The organism is Lentibacillus juripiscarius, assembly GCF_042685205.1.
Classification (GTDB): Bacteria; Bacillota; Bacilli; order Bacillales; family Amphibacillaceae; genus Lentibacillus; species Lentibacillus juripiscarius.
In genome coordinates, this window is sequence record NZ_JBHUNA010000020.1 from 107,079 (window position 1) to 126,724 (window position 19,646).

Sequence of the window (19,646 nt, forward strand, 5' to 3'; positions counted from 1 at the left end):
AATCACGAAAAAGCCAAAGTTCACCGTAAAGGCACTAAAGTTCACTGCAAAAATGCTAGAGTTCCGCACAAAAACGCTAAAGTTCACAGGTAAAATGCTAAAGTTCACAAAAAAAGCAACAGCCATGAGCGCTTTCTCAGCCAGACAAAAACCACTGCCGCTCTCATCCGAAGCGGCAGTGGTTTCCTTTAATCAATCCTTGCTCCGATCGTACAGGCCAGGGCGCCCGCAACCCAGCTAAAACGCATTACACGAACAACAGGCCAATTGCTATCGGGATAAAGCTATAAAATAAAATCAGGACGCAAAAGCCCATGATGTCACGCACTTTCAAGCCGGCGATGGCCAATAGTGGCAATGCCCAGAATGGCTGGATCATGTTCGTCCACGCATCGCCCCAGGCAACAGCCATGGCCGTTTTCGCTGTGTCAGCACCGATCTCCAGAGCGGCCGGGATCATGATCGGCCCTTGGACCGCCCACTGTCCGCCGCCGGATGGGACGAAAAAGTTGACAATGCCGGCGCTCAGAAACGTGAATAACGGCAGGGTGACGTCATTGGAGATGCTGACAAACCATTCCGACATTGCCTGTGACAGGCCGGATGCGACCATCATGCCCATAATTCCTGCATAGAACGGAAACTGAATAATAATGCCGCCGACGTTCTTTACTGCATCGGTCACACTGTCCAAAAAGCGGCGTGGTGTCCGGTGGAACAGAATGCCAAGAAACAGAAAAATAAAATTGACAATATTAATGTTCAGATCAAACCCGTTTTGCACAAAATGATAAACAATGAATACAAGCCCCAGAATGCCAATAAGCATCGAAAGGATCTGGCTATTTTCCAGCCGTTCAGCCGGGGTCATGCTTTCCGCCGTGACGGCTTCCTCGGTGCCGTCATAAGCTTCCGTATTCCATGCCGTTGCATCTGTGTTCGTGAGCGGATCACGCGTTCTCATCATGTACCAGTTCAATAGTGGCATTGTGAGTAATAAAAACAGCACAATGAACAGGTTAAACCCGCTGAAAATGGTCTCGGTAACCGGAATCGCCCCGATGGTATCCATCAGGAAATGATCATCGGTTGCAATCAATAATGGAATCGAGGCGGAAAAACCTCCATGCCAAAGCAGAAATCCACTGTACGCACTTGCCATCAATAGCCTGTAATCCACTGACGGGACGCGTTTGGCAACATGAATGGCCAGAAGCGCCCCGGCTACAAGTCCGAATCCGTAGTTAATCAGGCAGGCGACACCGGCAACGAATGTCACCAGCAGAATGGCCTGCCCGGGCGTATTCGCTAATGTGCTGATTTTTTGCAAAATATTCCGAACGAACGGTGTGCTTGCCAAAATATATCCCGTCACCACAATCAGCGACATCTGCATCGCAAACGCCAGCAAGTCCCAGAATCCCGTCCCCCAATACTCTACCATTTCGACTGGTGTGCTGCCCGTGACACCAATTCCCAACAAGAAAACAATGATGGTCAGGATGATGGCAAACAGGAAGGCGTCAGGCAAATAACGCTGCACCATCCGGTCGAAAAATGACGTTAATGCTTTCAATCGTATTTCCCCCTTTGTCTTTGTAAACGCTTTACAATTGCTTTATTAAACTAGCAGAAATTTCTACCTCCCGTCAACTTGAACCCATAAACGCCATGCTGCCGCAAATGCTCTCCAGCGCAAAATTCTATGTCCCTATGTTTTTCCATAGACAACATAAAGCGCCGGACATACAATAGAAGAAAGTCGAAATATGCGGGTGATGATGATGCAGGCACCATCGTTTAAAAAAGTGCAGGAAGCAGCCTATCTGACTGCGGACAAAGCTTGGAGCTATCGGGCAATCCTCCGTTATTTTTACGTGCAGCACGAGCGGATGCGGGAGTTTCTGTTTCCGGAAGAAATTTTTGCGCATCTGACGGATCTGGACGGGTTCCAGGATTATACAGAAGAGCAGCTGCAGCAGGACCTGGACCAGCTCGTCAAATGGAATAACCTGGTAGCAAGGCAGGAAGTGAGCCGTGCCAGCACGATTGAGGAATTTAAGAAAAAACGCTACCGCTACCAGTGCACGCCGTATACGGTGGAATTTGAACGGATGCTGCAGCAAATGGAAAAAGGCGGTGACGTGTTTGGCGGGTCACTGGAAAAGAAAGAATTTGAACGGCTGTATCAGGAACTCCTGAAAGTCGAAGAAATCATTAAAAAGGCAGAAGTTCCGCCTCCAGACGAGTGCGCACAGCTGTGGAATGACATTGTAGCCTATTTCCGCTCCATCAACCAGAACACATCTGATTACATGGCCCACATTAACAGCGAGGCAGCGGAGGAGCGCATGCAGACGGAAGCGTTTCTCGCCTACAAGGATCAGTTCACCACGTACTTGCGTGATTTTATTATTGGACTGCAGCAAACCGCACTGAAAATCCAGCAGCTTTTGGAAACGATTAGCATCCGGCAATTAACCCCGCTGCTAAAAAATGTTGTCCTTCACCAGCAGCAGGTGCCCCGGTTCGAGGATATCGGACAGGATGAACAGGCGCTGATGTACGACCAGCAGGAAAAGTGGCGCAGTTTATGTGAGTGGTTTCTCGGTAACGCACACGGCGAAAGCAATCTCGATATGCTGCAGACACGGACAAATGAACAAATCCGCCGCATCACCCGTGTTGTTCAGCGGCTCGGCGAACGGCATCACTATTTCCGCAGCCGCAAGAAGGATTACTTGCACCTGGCACAGTGGTTCGGTTCGATGGAAGATATCCGGGACGCCCATCAACTGTCCGCCGTCGTTTTCGGAGTGTTCCATACCAGGCACTTGTACAGTGACCACGTCCCGACCGATGACATTTATACGGACGTGTGGGATGAGGCCCCGATGGAACACGAAACGAAACCGCGCATCCGCAGCTACCGGGAAAAAACCCGCCCCGGCGCGATTATTAGCCAAAAAGAGCGGAAGGAAGCCGCACGACAGGAACATTTGCAGACCAAGCGGCTTGAACAGGAAACATTAGAAAACTACATGACCGGCAACGAAATCCGGCTGAATGAACTGCCGACAATTGAACCGTATGTAAGGAAGATGCTGTTAAGCTGGATCGGCAAGGCCATGGCCAGAAAAGATCAAACATTTAAAACGGAATATGGCCGGCACGTACAAGTGATTATGGAAGATAAAGCGCGTGTAACCGTCCATGCAGAAGACGGGGCGATCGAAATGCCTGCAGTAACATTCCGATTTTTAGATGAGGTGAGCAATTAAATGGAAACAAATCAATTTGATGAAAAAGCCGAAAAAGCACTTGGCATATTATTGGAGCGATTTTGGGTGCTGCGCCTCAAGGAACCGGAATTGTACCAAATGATCCGCGAAAGGGAAAAAGTGCTGAAACGCTATGTGGACGACAAGCTGGGGTTTGAGCTGATTGTCCATCAGCATTTCATCAAACTGGAAAAAATCCCGGTGGAAGCTAAAAGCTGGATGGGGATGCAGCAATTTCAGGAACCGCGTGACTATGCGATGTTTTGCTGTGCGCTCGCATTTACTGAAAACCGGTCCGTCGATGAGCAGTTCTTGCTGTCCGATATTTGCGAGGAAATAAAAGACTTGTATCCAGGCGAATTCCCGCTTGACTGGACGAACTATAATCACCGCCGGTCGCTCGTTCGGGTTATTAAGCAATTGGAGCACTTGTCGATTTTTCAGTCGGTAGAGGGAGAAGTGGACCATTTTGCCATGAACCAGGAACAGGAAGTGCTCTATGAAACGACCGTGTACGCCAGGTATTTCATGCGGTCGTATCCAAAAGACTTGTTCGAGTATGAATCAGCGGACACTATATTGGCGAGTGAGTGGGAGCGGCATGAAGCAGACGAGCGGCGCAAACGGGTATATCGGAAGCTGTTTGTGTCGCCGGTTGTGCACCGGGAAAACGAGGATGATGCGGATTTTGCCTATATCCGGAATTTCCGGAACCGGCTGCGCGGGGATATCGAGGAACACAGTCAATTCCGGCTGGAAGTGTTCAAGAATGCCGCCATGCTGGTCGCCGAAGAAAGAAAACAGGAGCTCACGCTTTTCCCTGACCAGAAGGCGATTATGGACGTGGCCCTTCACGTTGCCAGCGTCTTAAGAAACGAGGAATCGCATGAACCGGACGAGCTGGGTACCATCCGGCTATCGCGACTGGCGCTTGAAGCAATTATTACGAAGAGCCGAGAGCTGTACGGCAAAGGGTGGAGCAAACATTTCCGCGAGTCGTCTATTTCAGCGATTACCGATGAACTGACGGCACTGTTGTTTGACTGGGAAATGCTTGATGTGGAACCGGTCACTAATGCGTATATGTTTAAACCGCTATTCGGACGGGTCATCGGACATTATCCGAAAGATTTTCGAGACAGTGAGGGTGAGGCACATGAACAAACATCATAAATGGAAAATGAACCGGGCCGGACTTTTGAATTTCTGGTATTATGACGACGAAATTTTTGATTTTGCGGACGGTAAACTGTTGCTTCGGGGCTCAAATGGTTCGGGGAAGTCAGTGACCATGCAAAGCATCCTACCAGTGTTATTGGACGGCAAAAAATCACCTGACCGGCTCGATCCATTCGGGTCAAGAGCGCGTAAAATGGAAGACTATCTTTTAGGGGAAAAAGACGTCGTCGACCGGGATGAACGGACCGGTTACCTGTTTCTAGAGTATAAGCGGGAGGATACGAACCAATACATCACGACCGGCATTGGACTGCAGGCGCGCCGGCATAAGACGATGAATTTCTGGGGCTTTGTCATTACGGATAATCGCCGTATCGGGAACGATTTTGCCCTGTATGAAATGGAATACAATGGTGGTGAAAAACAGCGGATTCCGTTATCACGGGTACAGCTGGAAAACCGCATCGGCACAGGCGGGCAAGTCGTCCGAACCCAGGGCGAGTATATGAAACTCGTGAACAAGCATATTTTCGGGTTTGCCGACATGGAAGCGTATGACGACTTGATTAAACTGCTGATCCAGTTACGCAGTCCGAAGCTGTCCAAAGAATTCCGTCCGACCGCCATTTACGAGATTTTGGAAGCATCCTTGCCACCGCTAACCGATGATGATTTGCGCCATCTGTCCGACACGATTGAACATATGGACCAGACGAAACAGCAAATTGAGCAGCTGGAACGGGAACAGACCGCTCTGGAAAAACTGCTGCAACGGTATGACGCCTATAACCAATACAAGTTGGCCGATAAAGCGGATCATTACGTGGACGCCAACAAGCGATACCACAAGGAAACAACCACATTAACGGAAAAACAGGAAAAAGCGCACGAGCTGACCAACGACATCAACGACCTGGTAGAACGGAAACGGACGCTCGGGCAGACCCATGAAGTGCTGGAGCAGAAACGCACTCGCTTGCAAAGCCATAAAGTGTGGAACCTGGAGGAAGAACGAAAAGACGAAATCGCTAAATTGAAAGAAATCAAAGAGGACCACGTCAAAAAAGACAGCACCCTTACCGGGAAGAAACAGCAGGAACTTACGATGAAAGAAAAACAGCAAAAGCTGGACGCGTCCCTTGATGAACTCGGCCGTGAGCTGGGGGACATGCTTGAGGATTTGGATCAGGACGCCGACGATACTTCGTTTCCGCAGCACGAAATCAATAAAGATGACTTCCGGCGGCATATGGAGTCTGAGCATGACTTTACCATTTGGAAGAAGGAAGCGGGCCAGCATTACCAGAAGCTCGAATCGCTTACCGGTGAATTGCGCGAACTAGAACAAAAGAAAAGCCGCATTTCCGAGCTCGATCAGCAAATGGCGGCGACCAGACAGGAACTGGACACACAGAAACAGGAAGAACAGGACTGGCTGGGCATTTTTGAGAAAGACAAACAGGATAAGCTGGCAGAAATCCATACATGGGCCGAGCGCCATGAATTTTTGCCGATCAGTGATGACGTACTGCAGCAGACGGCGCGCGACATGTACCAATTATATGAGCCCGTCAGCTATGAGCGTATCCGCAGCCCTTATGGGGAAGCCGTCCGCGATTATCAATTAACCATCAATGAAAAAATCGCGCTGCAGAAAAGCCGGGTCACAACACTTGATGAAAACATCCACACAAAAGAAACGGAACTGTCCGAGTTAAGAGCAAAGCGGGATCCTGAGCCGCCAAACCAGCGGGAGGAGACACGGGATGCCAGGAAAAAACTGACCGAAGCGGGATATGCTTTTGCGCCTTTCTATGAAGCGGTTGAATTTCAGGAACATGTGGCGGATGAGGTGCGCGTGCAGATGGAAGCGGCGCTGGTGGATGCCGGTCTGCTTGATGCTTTATTAACGAACGAAGAGGTGCCACTGAAGCATGACCGCATTTTGCACGCCAACCCGAACATGATGGCCCATACGCTCGCAGATTATTTGCAGCCGGATTTGGATGAGGATGCGAAACTTAGTTCAGTAAAGGTCGATGAAGTGCTCCGCAGTATTTTGGTCGACGGCGGGTCGGACGAAGACAGTGCGGCGATTAACGCGGATGGCACGTATCAAATTGGTTTGCTCCGCGGGCATGCGGTACCGGTTGAGCGGGTACGGTTTATCGGCCGCAATGCCCGCCGACGATACCGGCAGGAGCAAATCGAACAGCTGACAGCCGAAATAGATGCATTGCAGTCAGAAAAACAAACGGTAACGCGTGATGTGGAAGCACTGCAAGAAAACATTCAAGCCGCGAAAGATGCGCTTGAAGCGTTTCCGTCCGATGACGACTTGTCCGAAAGTTTTTCCCACATTAAAGAAAAGAGGTTTGCCATCAGTCAATACGAGAAAACGTTGCGTGATTTGGACGAGCAAATGAGCAGGCTGACACAGGCGTACCGGGAAATGAAAAGTAAGCTCGACGCGGAAACACGCGAGTATAATCTCGCCTTTTCCTTTGCGGCGTACCAGGAAGCTGCCAAGATTATGCGGGAGTATGAAATTAGCTTGCACGGACTGATTACCAAGCATACGACGTACCGCCATACCGCCCAGCAAATCGAGCAGGCCAACGAACGGCTGGAGGAATTGGCCGCCGAAGTCGATGAACTGCAGGGCGAATTGAATGACCTTGCTGACAAACAGTCCCAGAAAGAACAGAACATCGCTGAAATCGAAAAGCAGCTTGAATTAGAAGGGGTCGCAGCTATCCGTAAGCAAATCCGGGAAGTGCAGGACGAGCTTGCCGAGACGAACCAAGAGCTTGATCAGATTAAATCGGATTTACCGGCCAAAGAATCCAACAAAAACGTGCTGGCTGAAGAAATTGTGGCGATTCAGCAAAAAATCCAGTTTTGGGAAAATATGACGGCCGCGTGGAAAGCATCGTTTCAACAGGAAGTCAGTCTTGGCTTTGTCGAAATACCGGAGCAAACGGAAGACACGGATGAACTCGCGCGTACTATTGCCAAACAGTATAAAGCCTTTTTGCAGGAAAAAGACCCGTCCAAACTGGAAAGCCAGCTGACGAGTGTGTATTTTGAGCAGCACGCCAGTCTGATGGAATACCGGATGACTGATACGGAAATCCCGGCGGCCGATGAGACTTGGATGCATGATGACTGGACTGACGAGCAGCGCATGCACATCACCAACTGGCAGCAGAAAACAAAGCGGCGCAAGATTGAACTCGATTTTCAAGGGAAACGCGTGAGCCCGTACTACATCAGGAAAACAATCGCCAGTGACCGGGAACGCCAGCAAACAATGCTTGATGACCAGGATCGCCGGCTTTATGAAGAAATTCTGTTTGATTCGGTTGGCAAAAAACTGCGCAGCCGCATTGCCCGGGCACAAAAATGGACAGAACAAATGAATCAACTGATGGCGGGTAGTGATTCGTCATCAGGCCTGTCTTTCTCCATTAAATGGAAACCGCGCACAGCAGAAACCGAAGCCGAGCTGGACACGAAAGAACTCGTCGACTTGCTGCGGCGTGATGCCCGTTTATTGAAAGAAGAGGACATCAATCAAGTTATCGAGCACTTCCGCTCCAAAATTGAACGGGCAAAAGAGCTTGTTGACGTAAAAGGGGAAGGCAACACCTTGCTGCAAGTGCTGAAAGACGTGCTGGATTACCGGAACTGGTTCTCATTTGTCCTATCCTACCAGCGAGCGGGCGAACCGAAACGCGAACTGACGAACCACGCGTTTTACAAGTTCAGTGGCGGCGAAAAGGCGATGGCTATGTACATTCCGCTTTTCACGGCATGCTATTCAAGATATTTGGAAGCGGACGAAACGGCACCATATATTATTTCGCTGGACGAGGCGTTTGCCGGAGTCGATGAAAACAACATCCGGGAAATGTTCGAGATTGTCGAGGAGCTCGGCTTTGACTACATCATGAACTCCCAGGTGCTCTGGGGCGACTATGATACGATTTCATCCCTGGCCATTTGTGAGCTCGTTCGCCCGAAAAACGAAGGCTTCGTCAGTGTTATCCGCTACTATTGGGACGGGAAGACCCGGCACTTGGATATTCCTGAAGGGGAAATAGCTGCAACGGTGGATTCGTAAAAGGAGTACGTTGGTTATGAACAAAGAACTACAGAAAGCAGTGGCATTTTTTAAAAGTGAACCGGCTTATCAAAAACTGTTCGGTGAGTTCAAAAGGAAATACGAGTCCCTTGGCAGAATTGGCGGTACTGTGCCCGTCCGATTGTTTACGGAAGAGGAACTGGAGGTGATTGGCGGCTTTTTCGGATTGCCCGCATCGAAATTAGGCGCCAAAAAATCCATTTCTGTTGAGGGATTCGAGCGGCAACTGCAAAACACCCGCTTCAGTGATGTGGAGTTGAAACCATTACTAGATGCGTTTTTCGGTGAAGAGATTATCTCGAAAAAACAACGCAAGGAAGAGAAGGAAGCGAACGTGCTCGCGTTTGTGGAAGATCTGAAGGAAAAATATAGTCCACTCGCATTTTGGTTTGACTTTTTGCAGGAAACCCCTGGAGAAACACGCTGGATCTGGACGCTGCTGGAACGGGAAGCCGAGCATTTTATGGGATTGGTCACCCGGCTTCATGATGCCTTTTGTCAATTGCCGGTGTCACCGGAGCGGCTCCCGATGTTCAGCCAGCGGGTGACAGGGGATCCGCACGCGTTTGACTTGCATACAGATCAGGGGAAATTATGGCTGCATGTGTTGGCTGTCAAAGCCGGCGAAGCTGTTCCGTCAAGTACAGAGGCGATTAATGAACTGCTGCAGCACTATCACATTTACCGGGATGATTTGCTGAATTATGTTACTTGTGCAGGGCTTCTCGCCGAGACGAAAACAGGCGTACATCCCGTCTGGAGTGCTGCGGTCAGCGAGAATACCGTGCAAATTGTTCCGATTCGGGAGCTGGTGAGCTCAACAGCTGTTTATCCGGCTCGTGGTAAGGATGTCTGGATTGTGGAGAATTCCGGTGTTTGTGCGACGTTGCTCGATTACAGGCAGGACGTCCCGATTGTTTGTACAAATGGGCAGTTTACGCTGGCCGCGCTAATGCTTTTGGACAGGCTGGTGGAAGCAGGGAATACGCTGCATTATGCCGGGGATTTCGATCCAGAAGGCCTCGGCATGGCTCAGCGGCTGCTGGAACGGTATCCCGAAGGCCGTGTGCAGTTGTGGCATATGAATGAAAGGGCCTATGCAGCTAGCAATCCGGTGAAAGACTTGCCGGAGGAGCGTTTGGAGAAGCTGAACCGGATTGAACACCCTGCCTTGGCAGAAGTGGCTGCAGCTATGCGAGAGAAAGGTAAAGCAGGTTATCAGGAGGCACTGGTGGAGCGGATGGTGGAAGATATTAAAATTGAAGAATGAGCGGGGATGTATGTCGTAACATTGAATTTTGCCCTAGGGGAAAATGATATTTTGAGGGTGTTGAATTGTCAAATTTTCATATTATGTTCTCTTGTTGGATATGGGCCGCGGTGCTATGATTAATGCATGAAAAATGGAGGTGAAATCAGGTGAGCGAAATAACCATGAACGATTTGTTTGTTGCGATCAAGGAGATGTCAAAAGATCTAAATGGACTAACAAAAGATGTAGGAGAGGTTAAGGAAAGCGTCGGCAGGCTGGAAGGAAGAGTCGAAAAATTGGAGACTCATGCTGGAAATCTAGAAGATAGAATGGGAAACCTAGAAACCAGCGTCGACAACATGAAAAAAGAGATGACAAATATGCGCGGTGACATGCGCCGAATCGATCATAAGCTAAACAATTATAATAACGAGCTTGGAGATGCCAAGGCCCAAACTCCGATTTTGCAAAAAGAATTAGGAATAGATTAAAAAACGTGCCCCGTGCAGGCTTATTTTTTTCGTTTTAACCCCGCGTTCCAACCCTATTGTAAATGTAAAAAAATTCCCCGGAAAAGGTTAATAGATTCTCGAACTTTGCCGATATAAGTAATACATCATCATGATGCATGACGAAAAAGCAGGCAGAAAAGTATGCACTTCATCATACATAACTGGTATTAACGCTACGCGGTTCACGCAGTTTCTTTCTCCGCGTTCCCAACGCTTACCTATTAGAAAAGGGGCACCCCTGTTAAAAAGAGTACCCCTTTGGTTTATAAAGTAATACATAAGCTTTCAATTTTATTAATAAGCCTTTTCAGGCGGGAATCACAGAAAAGATTCCGGTTTTGCCGCGGTTTGTGTTCCACTGGAGTTTTCTAACTTAAGCAACGTCAGCCCTTCCTGCTCGAACGTCCTTGTGACCCCGAAGTCACGCCAGTGTGAATAAGCATTTTCAAAAACAAACGAGTAGAATGCCAGAATTAAGTGCTTATCATTACTTCACTCACATCTTTATATAATCGCACAAATACACTGGATTGTCAAATCTATGAGAAACCACCTCCGATAAATAGTTGCACTACGGTTGCAAGCCCCTTAAAACTGGTGCTTAAAATTTTTATTTCCGGTTCTATAAAGTTGGCTGAAACATCTTGACTCTTCTAAGCCCTGTGATATAATTGGCAGTAATTTTTAACTATATAAAAAAGTCAAATAACTAGCGAGGGGTTGAAAAGATGAAAAAAGGTTTATTGCTTGTCATTGCACTTATTACATTCATGGTTATGACTGCATGTGGTGGCAGTAAAAATAATGAGAGTGACGGTTCAAGCTCGAGCGATGCTGATGCTGCAGACGGAGAAAAAACGTATCAGATCGGTGCTACGCAAATTGTCGAGCATCCGTCCCTTGATGCGGCATATCAAGGCTTTCAGGATGCACTAGAAGACGCCGACTTGAATGTGGAATATGATTTGCAAAGTGCTCAGGGGGATCAAAACAATGTCACCCCTATTGCGAATAATTTTGTAGCGGACCAAGTGGATTTAATCTTTGCCAATTCGACGCCTAGTGCACTTGGCGCGGTACAGGCTGCAGATGATATTCCCATTGTGTTTACATCTGTAACGGACGCAGTTGAAGCTGGGCTGGTTGAATCCATGGATCAGCCGGGAGACAACATTACCGGTGTGGTGGATCTTCATCCGGATGCAATCAAAAAGACCGTTCAATTTATTGCGGATAATTTTGAAGAGGCCAACGTCGGGTTGGTTTATAATGCCGGGGAGCAAAATTCCGTAACACAAATTGAAGCAGTAAAAAATGCAGCGGATGGAACCGATCTATCGTTTGCCGAACGGACCGTGGCTAATTCTGCTGAAGTACAACAGGCTGCCCAGTCGCTTGTCGGTAAAGCAGACGTGTTTTATATCATTACCGACAATACGGTCGTATCGGCATTGGATAGTGTTGTCGGTGTAGCGAATGAACAGGATATCCCAATGATCGTAGGGGAACCGGATTCCCTTGAAAAAGGCGGGTTTGCCACATTTGGAATTGACTACGAATCCATCGGTTACCGAACAGGAGAAATGGCGGCGGAAATCCTGAAGGGGAATAAAAAGCCAAGTGAGATAGCTGTTGAACATCCACAAGAGATACAGTTGTTTATTAACAAGCAGGCAGCTGAAGAACAGGGCGTTGAGTGGAACGATGAATGGGACGAAAATGCAGAAATCCTAAAAGCAGAATAACATATTCTTCATTACAATCGCAGCAGGTAGAAGCCGTATCTGCTTGCTGCATTGTACTTCTTAACCTAAATAACAACAGTACATATATTGCAGAAAGACACGTGGAGGTGGACACCATGTTTATAGCATTGTTTGGAGCAGTTGAATCAGGAATTATTTATGCGATTATGGCTTTAGGGGTATACTTAACCTTCCGTGTTTTGGATTTTCCGGATTTGACAGTAGATGGAAGTTTTGTAACGGGTGCGGCCGTTGCTTCAATCTCCATTGTCAATGGGATACCACCAATTTTGGCTACCCTGTTTGCGGCAATTGCCGGATTTATTGCCGGATGTATCACCGGATCCCTTCATGCAAAAGGGAATATTAATGCACTGCTTTCCGGAATTTTGATGATGATTGCCCTTTATTCGATAAATTTACGAATCATGGGGCAACCAACATTATCTTTATTACAAGAAACGACGATTTTCAAACAGTTGGAAACGATGTGGGCTGCAACCGGAATTGATGGGTTGCTGAATGGGATGCTGGCATCTCTTGGTATGGATCAATTGCCGGAAACCTGGGGCCTTTTGCTTGTCATGATGGTTGTAACTGTTCTGATAAAATTTATAACCGATTACTATTTAAAAACGGAGATTGGGCTGGCTTTGCGCGCGACGGGGGATAATAAACGCATGATTCGCAGCTTTTCAGCAAATACCGATTTACTCATCATTACAGGTGTTGGCATCTCCAATGCACTTGTCGCTTTATCAGGAGCTTTCATTGCGCAGTATGGCGGTTTTGCTGACGTTGGTATGGGAATTGGTATGATTATTATTGGTTTGGCCTCTGTCATCATAGGGGAAGCATTATTTGGAACAAAGACCATTGTCTGGACAACGCTGGCGGTTATTGGCGGTGCTGTTATTTATCGAATCGTTGTCACTATGGCACTAAGAGTGGAGTTTCTGGAAACCGGTGATATGAAGCTGATTACGGCACTGCTGGTTATTGCTGCCTTAGTGGCACCAAAAGTGATGAAAGCGCGGAAAGAACGAAAGCGCCGTAGGAAAAAACGGGCAGAGCTTAGCGGATCAAAGGTAAAGGGAGTTTTGTAAATGCTGCAGCTAAACGATATTTCCGTTACATTTAATGAGGGCACCCCGGACGAAAAAGAGGCTTTGCAGCGGATTAACCTGCAATTGGAAAAAGGGGACTTTGTTACCGTTATTGGCAGTAACGGTGCAGGGAAATCAACGTTAATGAATACCGTTGCAGGCAATATTATTCCGGATGTTGGTGATGTTTTTATCAACAATCAGCAAGTTGTCCAGCTGCCGGAATATAAGCGGTCGCAGTTTATCGGGCGCGTTTTTCAAGATCCGCTGGCCGGGACTGCACCGTCCATGACCATTGAAGAAAATCTGGCAATGGCTTATGCACGGAATAAAAAGCGCAAACTCAAACTTGGCGTCACGAAAAAACGAAAGGCAATGTTTCAAGAGTATTTACAAACATTACACCTTGGACTGGAAGACCGCCTCACTGCTAAAGTCGGCTTGCTTTCCGGTGGCGAGCGTCAGGCATTGTCCTTACTGATGGCTACGTTTACAGAACCGGACATTTTAATGCTGGATGAACATACCGCGGCATTGGATCCATCCAGGGCACAATTAATTACGGAAATCACCAAGGATATGGTGAAGAAATTCGATTTAACCACTTTAATGGTTACCCACAATATGCAACAGGCGCTGGATTTGGGAAACCGGCTGATTATGATGGATAGAGGACAAGTTATTTTAGATTTAACCGAAAAGGAAAAAGAAAAACTTACCATAGAACAATTGCTGGAAGAATTTCAACGCATCCGCGGAGAACAATTTAACGATGATCGTGCGATATTGGGGTGAATGTCGGCGGCGGCATTCGGTGCTGGTGTTTGCCGCTGGTCTGCCGGTGCCTGTGGTGCCGGCAGTGCCTGTCACCGCCCGAATTTCGTCGAAACATGTCGAACACGTTGGCAATTAAAGTCGGAGTTATTGTCAATAATGAGCTGCAGCTAGCAGTCATGCACTGGTCAAAATATAAAGCTATGGCTTCAGCCGAATAATCTGAAAGAGTGTCCTACCGGGATTACCTTGCTTAGCCCGAGAATACGGTTCCAAAAATATTTTTCCCAGTCTAGTTCCCTTCTCCATTTAACACCTGGTCCTAATTGTGCTACATTATGTATATAACCCTTTTTACGGAGGTACATATATGAGTGCTATCTTGCAGGATAAAACGATTGTTGTTATGGGTGTTGCGAATAACCGCAGCATTGCGTGGGGGATTACTAAGTCCCTCCACAACGCCGGGGCGAAACTAATTTTCACATACCGGCAGGAGCGTTCCAAGCAGAAGCTGGAAAAATTGCTCGAGAAAAATGACATTGAGCCGCAGATGGTGGTTGCTTGTGATGTGGAAGATGATGACAGCATCAAACAAGCATTCCAGGAAATTGGTGAAACGAATGGCACGATTCATGGGCTTGTCCATTCGGTTGCGTTTGCCAACACGGACGAGCTTCAGGGTGAGTATGCCGATACGTCCCGTGATGGGTACCTGACTGCGCAGAATATTAGCGCGTATTCGCTCGTTGCCGTGACGCGTGAGGCAAGAAAGCTGATGACCGAGGGCGGCGGTATTGTCACGCAGACGTATCTCGGTGCTGAACGGGTTGTCCCGAACTATAATGTGATGGGCGTGGCTAAGGCGGCGTTGGAAGCCAGTGTTCGTTATTTGGCGGAAGATGTCGGCAAGGATGGTGTTCGTGTCAACGCCGTCTCGGCCGGCCCCATCCGCACGCTGTCGGCAAAAGGCGTTTCCGGCTTTAACGAAAAAATGTCGGTTATCGAGGAAAAAGCACCGCTCCGCCGCCAAGTTGATCAGGATCAGGTTGGAGATGCAACCATGTTCTTGCTGAGTGATCTGGCACGCGGAGTAACTGGTGAAGTGCTGCACGTGGATTCCGGCTTTCATATCGTCGCCGGTTCCTAATAATTGAGGCTGTTGGCACAGTGCGTGCGGCCGCTCCGATTTAAAAGCAGGCATCTGTTTATAGATGCCTGCTTTTTTTGCGCTTTTCTCCCCTAAATGAATTACAAACCCTGCAAAATTTCGCATATGCTGAACTATACAAGCATACAACGAAGCTCCCTGTACAGCTATTTTCGAATTCCATCGGCAAAGGTGTCATCTTATACCCGGAAATCTTCTATTACGGAATAGGGTTAGCAATAAATAGTCAAGGCCATGTAAAACAAACATTTGTTCGCATTAGTGGCAGAAAATGTGCTATACTAGTGAATGGATAATGTTCTCGCAAAAAGGGAGAGGGCCATTCCTTCCGGTGAAGGAGGTGAGGCCTTTGGGAATATTTGAAGTGCTGATGGTACTGACGAGCTTCGGTACCCTGCTAATTTGCTTGGTGACACTCATCGTGGAGCTCATCAATAAAAAATAGACCTCCCCGCACATGACAGTAGCAAGAGGTCTATTTCCGGATAGCCAATTCTTCTCGAGAACCGCTTATCCATAGACCACAGTGAAGGCTGTGGTCTTATTACTATATGCACCTTACTTCCTACATTATACCTAGAGAGCCCCTTAAAGGAAAAGGAAAAGCATTTTGAAAAGCAGTAGCATGTCTCGTGAGAAAAAGCAATACCTTAGTAGCGGATCGGTCCGACTTTTTATGAAAACATTCACAAAAAATACATATTTATAGGCGAAAGGAAAAATAAGTAAAAGCCAGCCTGTTTCCGCACTAAAACACGACAAACATATTCATCATTCGACAGTTTTTAACATGGAAAATGAATGGAAGCAATACATTCGACAAAACTGGCCACGAAACCTCAGCACTTGACCTTTGTGTATAATAGAAGTGAGAAAATAAAATATATTCGGAGAGAAGGTTGGTTTGGGGATGAATAATAGAGGCTTGGAACATTCATTTTGTGCTGCTGTGGCACAACACGGGGAACAGATTTATTTTTTTGTGCATGAACCGGGACTTTCTGACTGGGGTGGGTGCTGCTTTCAAGAGGGACTTTTTGGATTATGGGAGGCTCATAGGACATTTGATGCAGGGAAGGGCGATTTTTCCACCTATGCAGGGGAATGTATAAAAAGTCGAATCCAGATTCATCTGCAAAAGCGTCGAGTTCCATGGTTAATCGACCGACATTTACTTCAGATGCTGGAAAACGGTGTGGCTGCGGACTCCCTGAATATGAGGGAACGGAAAAATCATGATCCCCTGAGTGATACTAGGATGAAGTTCACGGTCAATCAATGGAAGTGGCTGTATGGCCATGTTTTGCTTAAAGATTCCCTTATGAATGACCATGGCCAGGAAGCAGGTTAAATCGTACGGTAACTTTTGGCTGGTTGCTGTTGCTTTGTGTCAGGAAGTCCGATTATAATAAAGAAAGGAGTTTTTACGAAGACATTTTATAAAAAAGATAAAGGCAAACTGCTTCGAAAGGACAGGACGCAAAGCCGAGGGTCTAACGTGCATGGAATCTGACCAGCACCACGATCGCCTGGCTGCCATTATTTGCATCCATTTTTGGCTATTCATGTCCTTTTGAATAGCCTTTTTATTTTGAAGTGGTTTGGGAGGGAGAGGCAAAGCCCTGACAGAGGATAGGAGGCTTCAAATGAATACAGATGAATACATGGTGTTATTTCTTGATGAAACGAATGAACTTTTACTGTCAATCAGCGACAATTTGCTAGAGCTGGAAAAACATCCCTTCGATTTTGCCGTTTTAGATGAAATCTTTCGCTCGGCACACACGTTGAAGGGGATGGCGGCGATGATGAAATTCCATGACATCGCTTCTTTGATACATAAAATGGAAAATGTCCTCGACAAAATCCGGAAGAGGGAGCTACCTGTGACGGAACAAGTTATTAACACGCTTATGGAGACACTAGAGGACATGGAGAAATTAGTTGGTGCCATCAACAGCGGGGAGGATGGCAGTGGTCCCGCTGAACGGATGGATGAGCTCGGGAAGGAAAAAAGTCCGCTGTTAGGGAAGCAATATGAAAGGGGAATGGCCACCGCAACAGAATTGGCGCTGGATGATAATCAGCTGGATATGCAGCGTGTAGCCCGGACGATGCGAAAGGCGCCAGTGGAACTGGTCTTCAACCGGTTCCCACAGATGGTGCGGGGGCTTGCCGAGGATCTGAACAAGAAAATAGATTTTGACATTATCGGGGGAGAAGCTGAACTGGATCGGACGGTAGCGTTTGAAATCGGTGATCTGCTTGTCCACCTAATTCGAAATTCCGTTGACCACGGAATCGAGTCACCGGAAGAGCGAAAGGCAAAAGGAAAGCCGGAAAAGGGCAACCTGACACTAAGAGCATATAATAGCGGTACTCATGTGTTCTTTGAAATAGAGGATGATGGAGCTGGCATGAGCCGGGAAGAAGTCGCGAAAAAGGCAATTGAAAATGGGTTGCTTTCCGCGGATCGTGCGGCGCATGTTGAAGAAGAGGATGTTTATCGGTTTATTTTTTCTTCCGGGTTCAGTACTTCGGAAAATGTGTCCGATATCTCAGGCCGGGGTGTTGGTCTGGATGCTGTACGTATGAAAGTTGAAGAACTTGACGGGAATATAGCAGTAGAATCTGAACAAGGTACAGGGAGCAAGTTTTCCATTCAGTTGCCACTGACTTCCTGATAGTAACGATGCCTCCTTTCTATGTTCAGTATGAAACCAGGTATGGGGAAAATTTCCTTGCACCTGGTTCTACTTTGTGAAAGACTTTTGCAGTGGAGTGGATAGGGAAAAATATCCACTGGAGTAGCGTGGCACATCAACCAGGTTTACAGCAGATATCATTCTGTCAGCGGCATATCTCAACCCGAAAGACTAACCATTAACTTAGCCACTTATCTTTTTGAATCACGGTCGTTATGCTATAGTAGGAAGGGAATTTTATCGGGATTTCAATAAAATAAAGCGCCTTAAATTGTGGGTTGCAGTTTCGCGGCACTTTACATATGTTGTGCTGGCCTTGCTGCAGTCCGCTGAGTTTTGCAGAAGGGAATTTGAAAAATGACACATAATCATCCAAAACAGCTATATCGTTTCCTGCTTGTTGCAGGAATTGTGCTTGTGGCGTTTAATCTGCGTCCGGCAATTACATCGGTTGGTCCGGTGATTGGCATTATCCGTGATGATGTCGGTTTATCTAACTGGAGTGCGGGGATGCTGACAAGTCTTCCGCTGATTGCTTTTGCATTTATGTCACCGGTTGCTCCTAGACTCGGCAATCGTTTTACCAATGAACGAACGATAATTGCAGGGCTTATCCTGCTTTTGTTTGGAATCAGCATACGGTCCATATCGGTTATGCTCCTCCTTTTTGCTGGGACACTGTTCATTGGAATGGGAATTGCCATTCTTAATGTTCTCTTGCCCGGTGTGATTAAGGAAAAATTCCCGCAAAAAGTCGGTCTGATGACGAGTGTATATACGACGGCGATGGGCACGTTTGCCGCTGCCGCTTCCGGATTGAGCATACCGTTTGCAGAGGGACTTGGTACGGGCTGGCAGCTGGCACTTTTTGTTTGGGTGGCACCGGCTGTTCTGGGAATAATCGTCTGGATCTATTTGTCAAGAAAAGCTAAAGAAGATGAAGATGCTGATATGAAATATGCGAGTGTGCGCGACAACCGAATGTGGTCGTCCCCACTCGCTTGGCAGGTTGCCTGTTACATGGGGCTGCAGTCGTTCATATTTTATGTCACGATTTCATGGCTGCCGGAAATTTTGCATGACAATGGATTGAGCATGGGAACCGCCGGCTGGATGCTGTCGTTCGCCCAGTTTATCGGGCTTCCGGCCAGTTTTGCTGTGCCGGTTGTTGCCAGCAAGCTAAAATCACAGCGCAGCATTGTTCTGGCATTGGGGCTGTGTGCGCTTGGCGGTTACAGCGGTTTGCAGATCGGTGACTCCTTTGTGGTGATGGTCATAAGCACCATTCTGATCGGGATTACACTAAGCGGAACTTTTGCACTGGCGCTTGCTTTTTTGGGAATGCGCGCACGCAATTCTCGGCATGCGGCAGAGCTGTCTGGGATGGCACAGTCGCTCGGATATACATTGGCAGCCGTCGGACCGATGTTCATTGGTTTTCTGTATGATATGACCCATGCGTGGACCGTGCCGCTGATTACGCTAATTTGTGTGGCGATAATGGTGATGGCCTTTGGAATGGGAGCCGGTCGTGACCAGTATGTGTTAGAAGCAGATACGGCAACTGAGTAAATGGGAATGTTAGTTCTGGTGCGGGGAATGCCGGAAGAATCAACCGGTTCAGGGCAGGAATCGACCGGTTGGCGAGAAGAATCAACCGGTTCAGGGCAGGAATCAACCGGTTCAGGGCAGGAATCGACCGGTTGGCGAGAAGAATCAACCGATTCAGGGCAGGAATCAACCGGTCGCTACTAAATATCAACCCGAACGTGAG

General features: G+C 47.6%; 14 protein-coding genes, 2 pseudogenes and 1 riboswitch. Of the genes and pseudogenes, 15 read left to right on the top strand and 1 reads right to left on the bottom strand.

The window, feature by feature from the left end:
- Positions 1-247 precede the first annotated feature (247 nt).
- Positions 248-1,576 (bottom strand): short-chain fatty acid transporter, encoded by a 1,329-nt coding sequence (locus ACFSUO_RS09435; RefSeq protein WP_382393399.1) that lies wholly within the window; start codon positions 1,574-1,576, stop codon positions 248-250.
- A 208-nt stretch (positions 1,577-1,784) separates the two neighbouring features.
- Between ACFSUO_RS09435 and ACFSUO_RS09440 the strand changes: the two genes are divergently transcribed.
- From ACFSUO_RS09440 to ACFSUO_RS09505, 15 genes and pseudogenes are all read left to right on the top strand, one after another.
- Positions 1,785-3,281: a TIGR02677 family protein gene (locus tag ACFSUO_RS09440; protein ID WP_382393573.1), complete on the top strand. Its 1,497-nt coding sequence runs from the start codon at positions 1,785-1,787 to the stop codon at positions 3,279-3,281.
- Positions 3,282-4,454: a TIGR02678 family protein gene (locus ACFSUO_RS09445; RefSeq protein ID WP_382393401.1), complete on the top strand. Its 1,173-nt coding sequence runs from the start codon at positions 3,282-3,284 to the stop codon at positions 4,452-4,454.
- Positions 4,438-8,586, top strand: a complete 4,149-nt coding sequence (locus tag ACFSUO_RS09450; protein ID WP_382393403.1) for a TIGR02680 family protein — start codon at positions 4,438-4,440, stop codon at positions 8,584-8,586. The genes ACFSUO_RS09445 and ACFSUO_RS09450 overlap by 17 nt, the downstream gene beginning before the upstream one ends.
- A gap of 16 nt (positions 8,587-8,602) precedes the next feature.
- Positions 8,603-9,877 carry a TIGR02679 family protein gene (locus ACFSUO_RS09455; RefSeq protein ID WP_382393405.1) on the top strand — a complete coding sequence of 425 codons (1,275 nt, stop codon included), beginning with the start codon at positions 8,603-8,605 and terminating at the stop codon, positions 9,875-9,877.
- Positions 9,878-10,026: 149 nt separating this feature from the next.
- Positions 10,027-10,350, top strand: a complete 324-nt coding sequence (locus ACFSUO_RS09460; protein WP_382393407.1) for a hypothetical protein — start codon at positions 10,027-10,029, stop codon at positions 10,348-10,350.
- A gap of 749 nt (positions 10,351-11,099) precedes the next feature.
- Complete coding sequence (locus ACFSUO_RS09465; RefSeq protein WP_382393409.1) at positions 11,100-12,116, top strand: ABC transporter substrate-binding protein; 1,017 nt, start codon at positions 11,100-11,102, stop codon at positions 12,114-12,116.
- Between the two features lie 116 nt (positions 12,117-12,232).
- Positions 12,233-13,222 carry an ABC transporter permease gene (locus ACFSUO_RS09470; protein ID WP_382393411.1) on the top strand — a complete coding sequence of 330 codons (990 nt, stop codon included), beginning with the start codon at positions 12,233-12,235 and terminating at the stop codon, positions 13,220-13,222.
- The gene (locus ACFSUO_RS09475) at positions 13,223-14,017 is read left to right on the top strand and encodes an ABC transporter ATP-binding protein (protein ID WP_382393413.1); all 795 of its coding nucleotides are present in this window, start codon (positions 13,223-13,225) and stop codon (positions 14,015-14,017) included.
- A gap of 349 nt (positions 14,018-14,366) precedes the next feature.
- A complete protein-coding gene (gene fabI / locus ACFSUO_RS09480) occupies positions 14,367-15,146 on the top strand; it encodes an enoyl-ACP reductase FabI (protein WP_382393415.1) in 780 nt (259 codons plus the stop codon).
- A gap of 316 nt (positions 15,147-15,462) precedes the next feature.
- Complete coding sequence (locus ACFSUO_RS09485; RefSeq protein ID WP_382393575.1) at positions 15,463-15,612, top strand: putative holin-like toxin; 150 nt, start codon at positions 15,463-15,465, stop codon at positions 15,610-15,612.
- A 465-nt stretch (positions 15,613-16,077) separates the two neighbouring features.
- The gene (locus tag ACFSUO_RS09490; protein ID WP_382393417.1) at positions 16,078-16,518 is read left to right on the top strand and encodes a sigma factor; all 441 of its coding nucleotides are present in this window, start codon (positions 16,078-16,080) and stop codon (positions 16,516-16,518) included.
- Positions 16,519-16,610: 92 nt separating this feature from the next.
- Positions 16,611-16,708, top strand: a riboswitch (cyclic di-GMP riboswitch).
- Between the two features lie 123 nt (positions 16,709-16,831).
- Positions 16,832-17,089 (top strand): annotated as a pseudogene (locus ACFSUO_RS16425) (Hpt domain-containing protein); the annotation flags it as partial.
- Between the two features lie 168 nt (positions 17,090-17,257).
- Positions 17,258-17,845: pseudogene (locus tag ACFSUO_RS16430) on the top strand (chemotaxis protein CheA); the annotation flags it as partial.
- A gap of 384 nt (positions 17,846-18,229) precedes the next feature.
- Complete coding sequence (locus ACFSUO_RS09500; protein WP_382393421.1) at positions 18,230-19,444, top strand: CynX/NimT family MFS transporter; 1,215 nt, start codon at positions 18,230-18,232, stop codon at positions 19,442-19,444.
- Positions 19,445-19,627 (top strand): hypothetical protein, encoded by a 183-nt coding sequence (locus ACFSUO_RS09505; protein WP_382393423.1) that lies wholly within the window; start codon positions 19,445-19,447, stop codon positions 19,625-19,627.
- Positions 19,628-19,646 lie beyond the last annotated feature (19 nt).

Coding starts and splice junctions, on each gene's coding strand:
- ACFSUO_RS09485 (WP_382393575.1), top strand. CDS start 15,463: ATGTTCTCGCAAAAAGGGAGAGGGCCATTCCTTCCGGTGAAGGAGGTG.
- ACFSUO_RS09450 (WP_382393403.1), top strand. CDS start 4,438: ATGAACAAACATCATAAATGGAAAATGAACCGGGCCGGACTTTTGAAT.
- ACFSUO_RS09505 (WP_382393423.1), top strand. CDS start 19,445: ATGGGAATGTTAGTTCTGGTGCGGGGAATGCCGGAAGAATCAACCGGT.
- ACFSUO_RS09445 (WP_382393401.1), top strand. CDS start 3,282: ATGGAAACAAATCAATTTGATGAAAAAGCCGAAAAAGCACTTGGCATA.
- ACFSUO_RS09455 (WP_382393405.1), top strand. CDS start 8,603: ATGAACAAAGAACTACAGAAAGCAGTGGCATTTTTTAAAAGTGAACCG.
- ACFSUO_RS09500 (WP_382393421.1), top strand. CDS start 18,230: ATGACACATAATCATCCAAAACAGCTATATCGTTTCCTGCTTGTTGCA.
- ACFSUO_RS09465 (WP_382393409.1), top strand. CDS start 11,100: ATGAAAAAAGGTTTATTGCTTGTCATTGCACTTATTACATTCATGGTT.
- ACFSUO_RS09475 (WP_382393413.1), top strand. CDS start 13,223: ATGCTGCAGCTAAACGATATTTCCGTTACATTTAATGAGGGCACCCCG.
- ACFSUO_RS09470 (WP_382393411.1), top strand. CDS start 12,233: ATGTTTATAGCATTGTTTGGAGCAGTTGAATCAGGAATTATTTATGCG.
- fabI (WP_382393415.1), top strand. CDS start 14,367: ATGAGTGCTATCTTGCAGGATAAAACGATTGTTGTTATGGGTGTTGCG.
- ACFSUO_RS09490 (WP_382393417.1), top strand. CDS start 16,078: ATGAATAATAGAGGCTTGGAACATTCATTTTGTGCTGCTGTGGCACAA.
- ACFSUO_RS09440 (WP_382393573.1), top strand. CDS start 1,785: ATGCAGGCACCATCGTTTAAAAAAGTGCAGGAAGCAGCCTATCTGACT.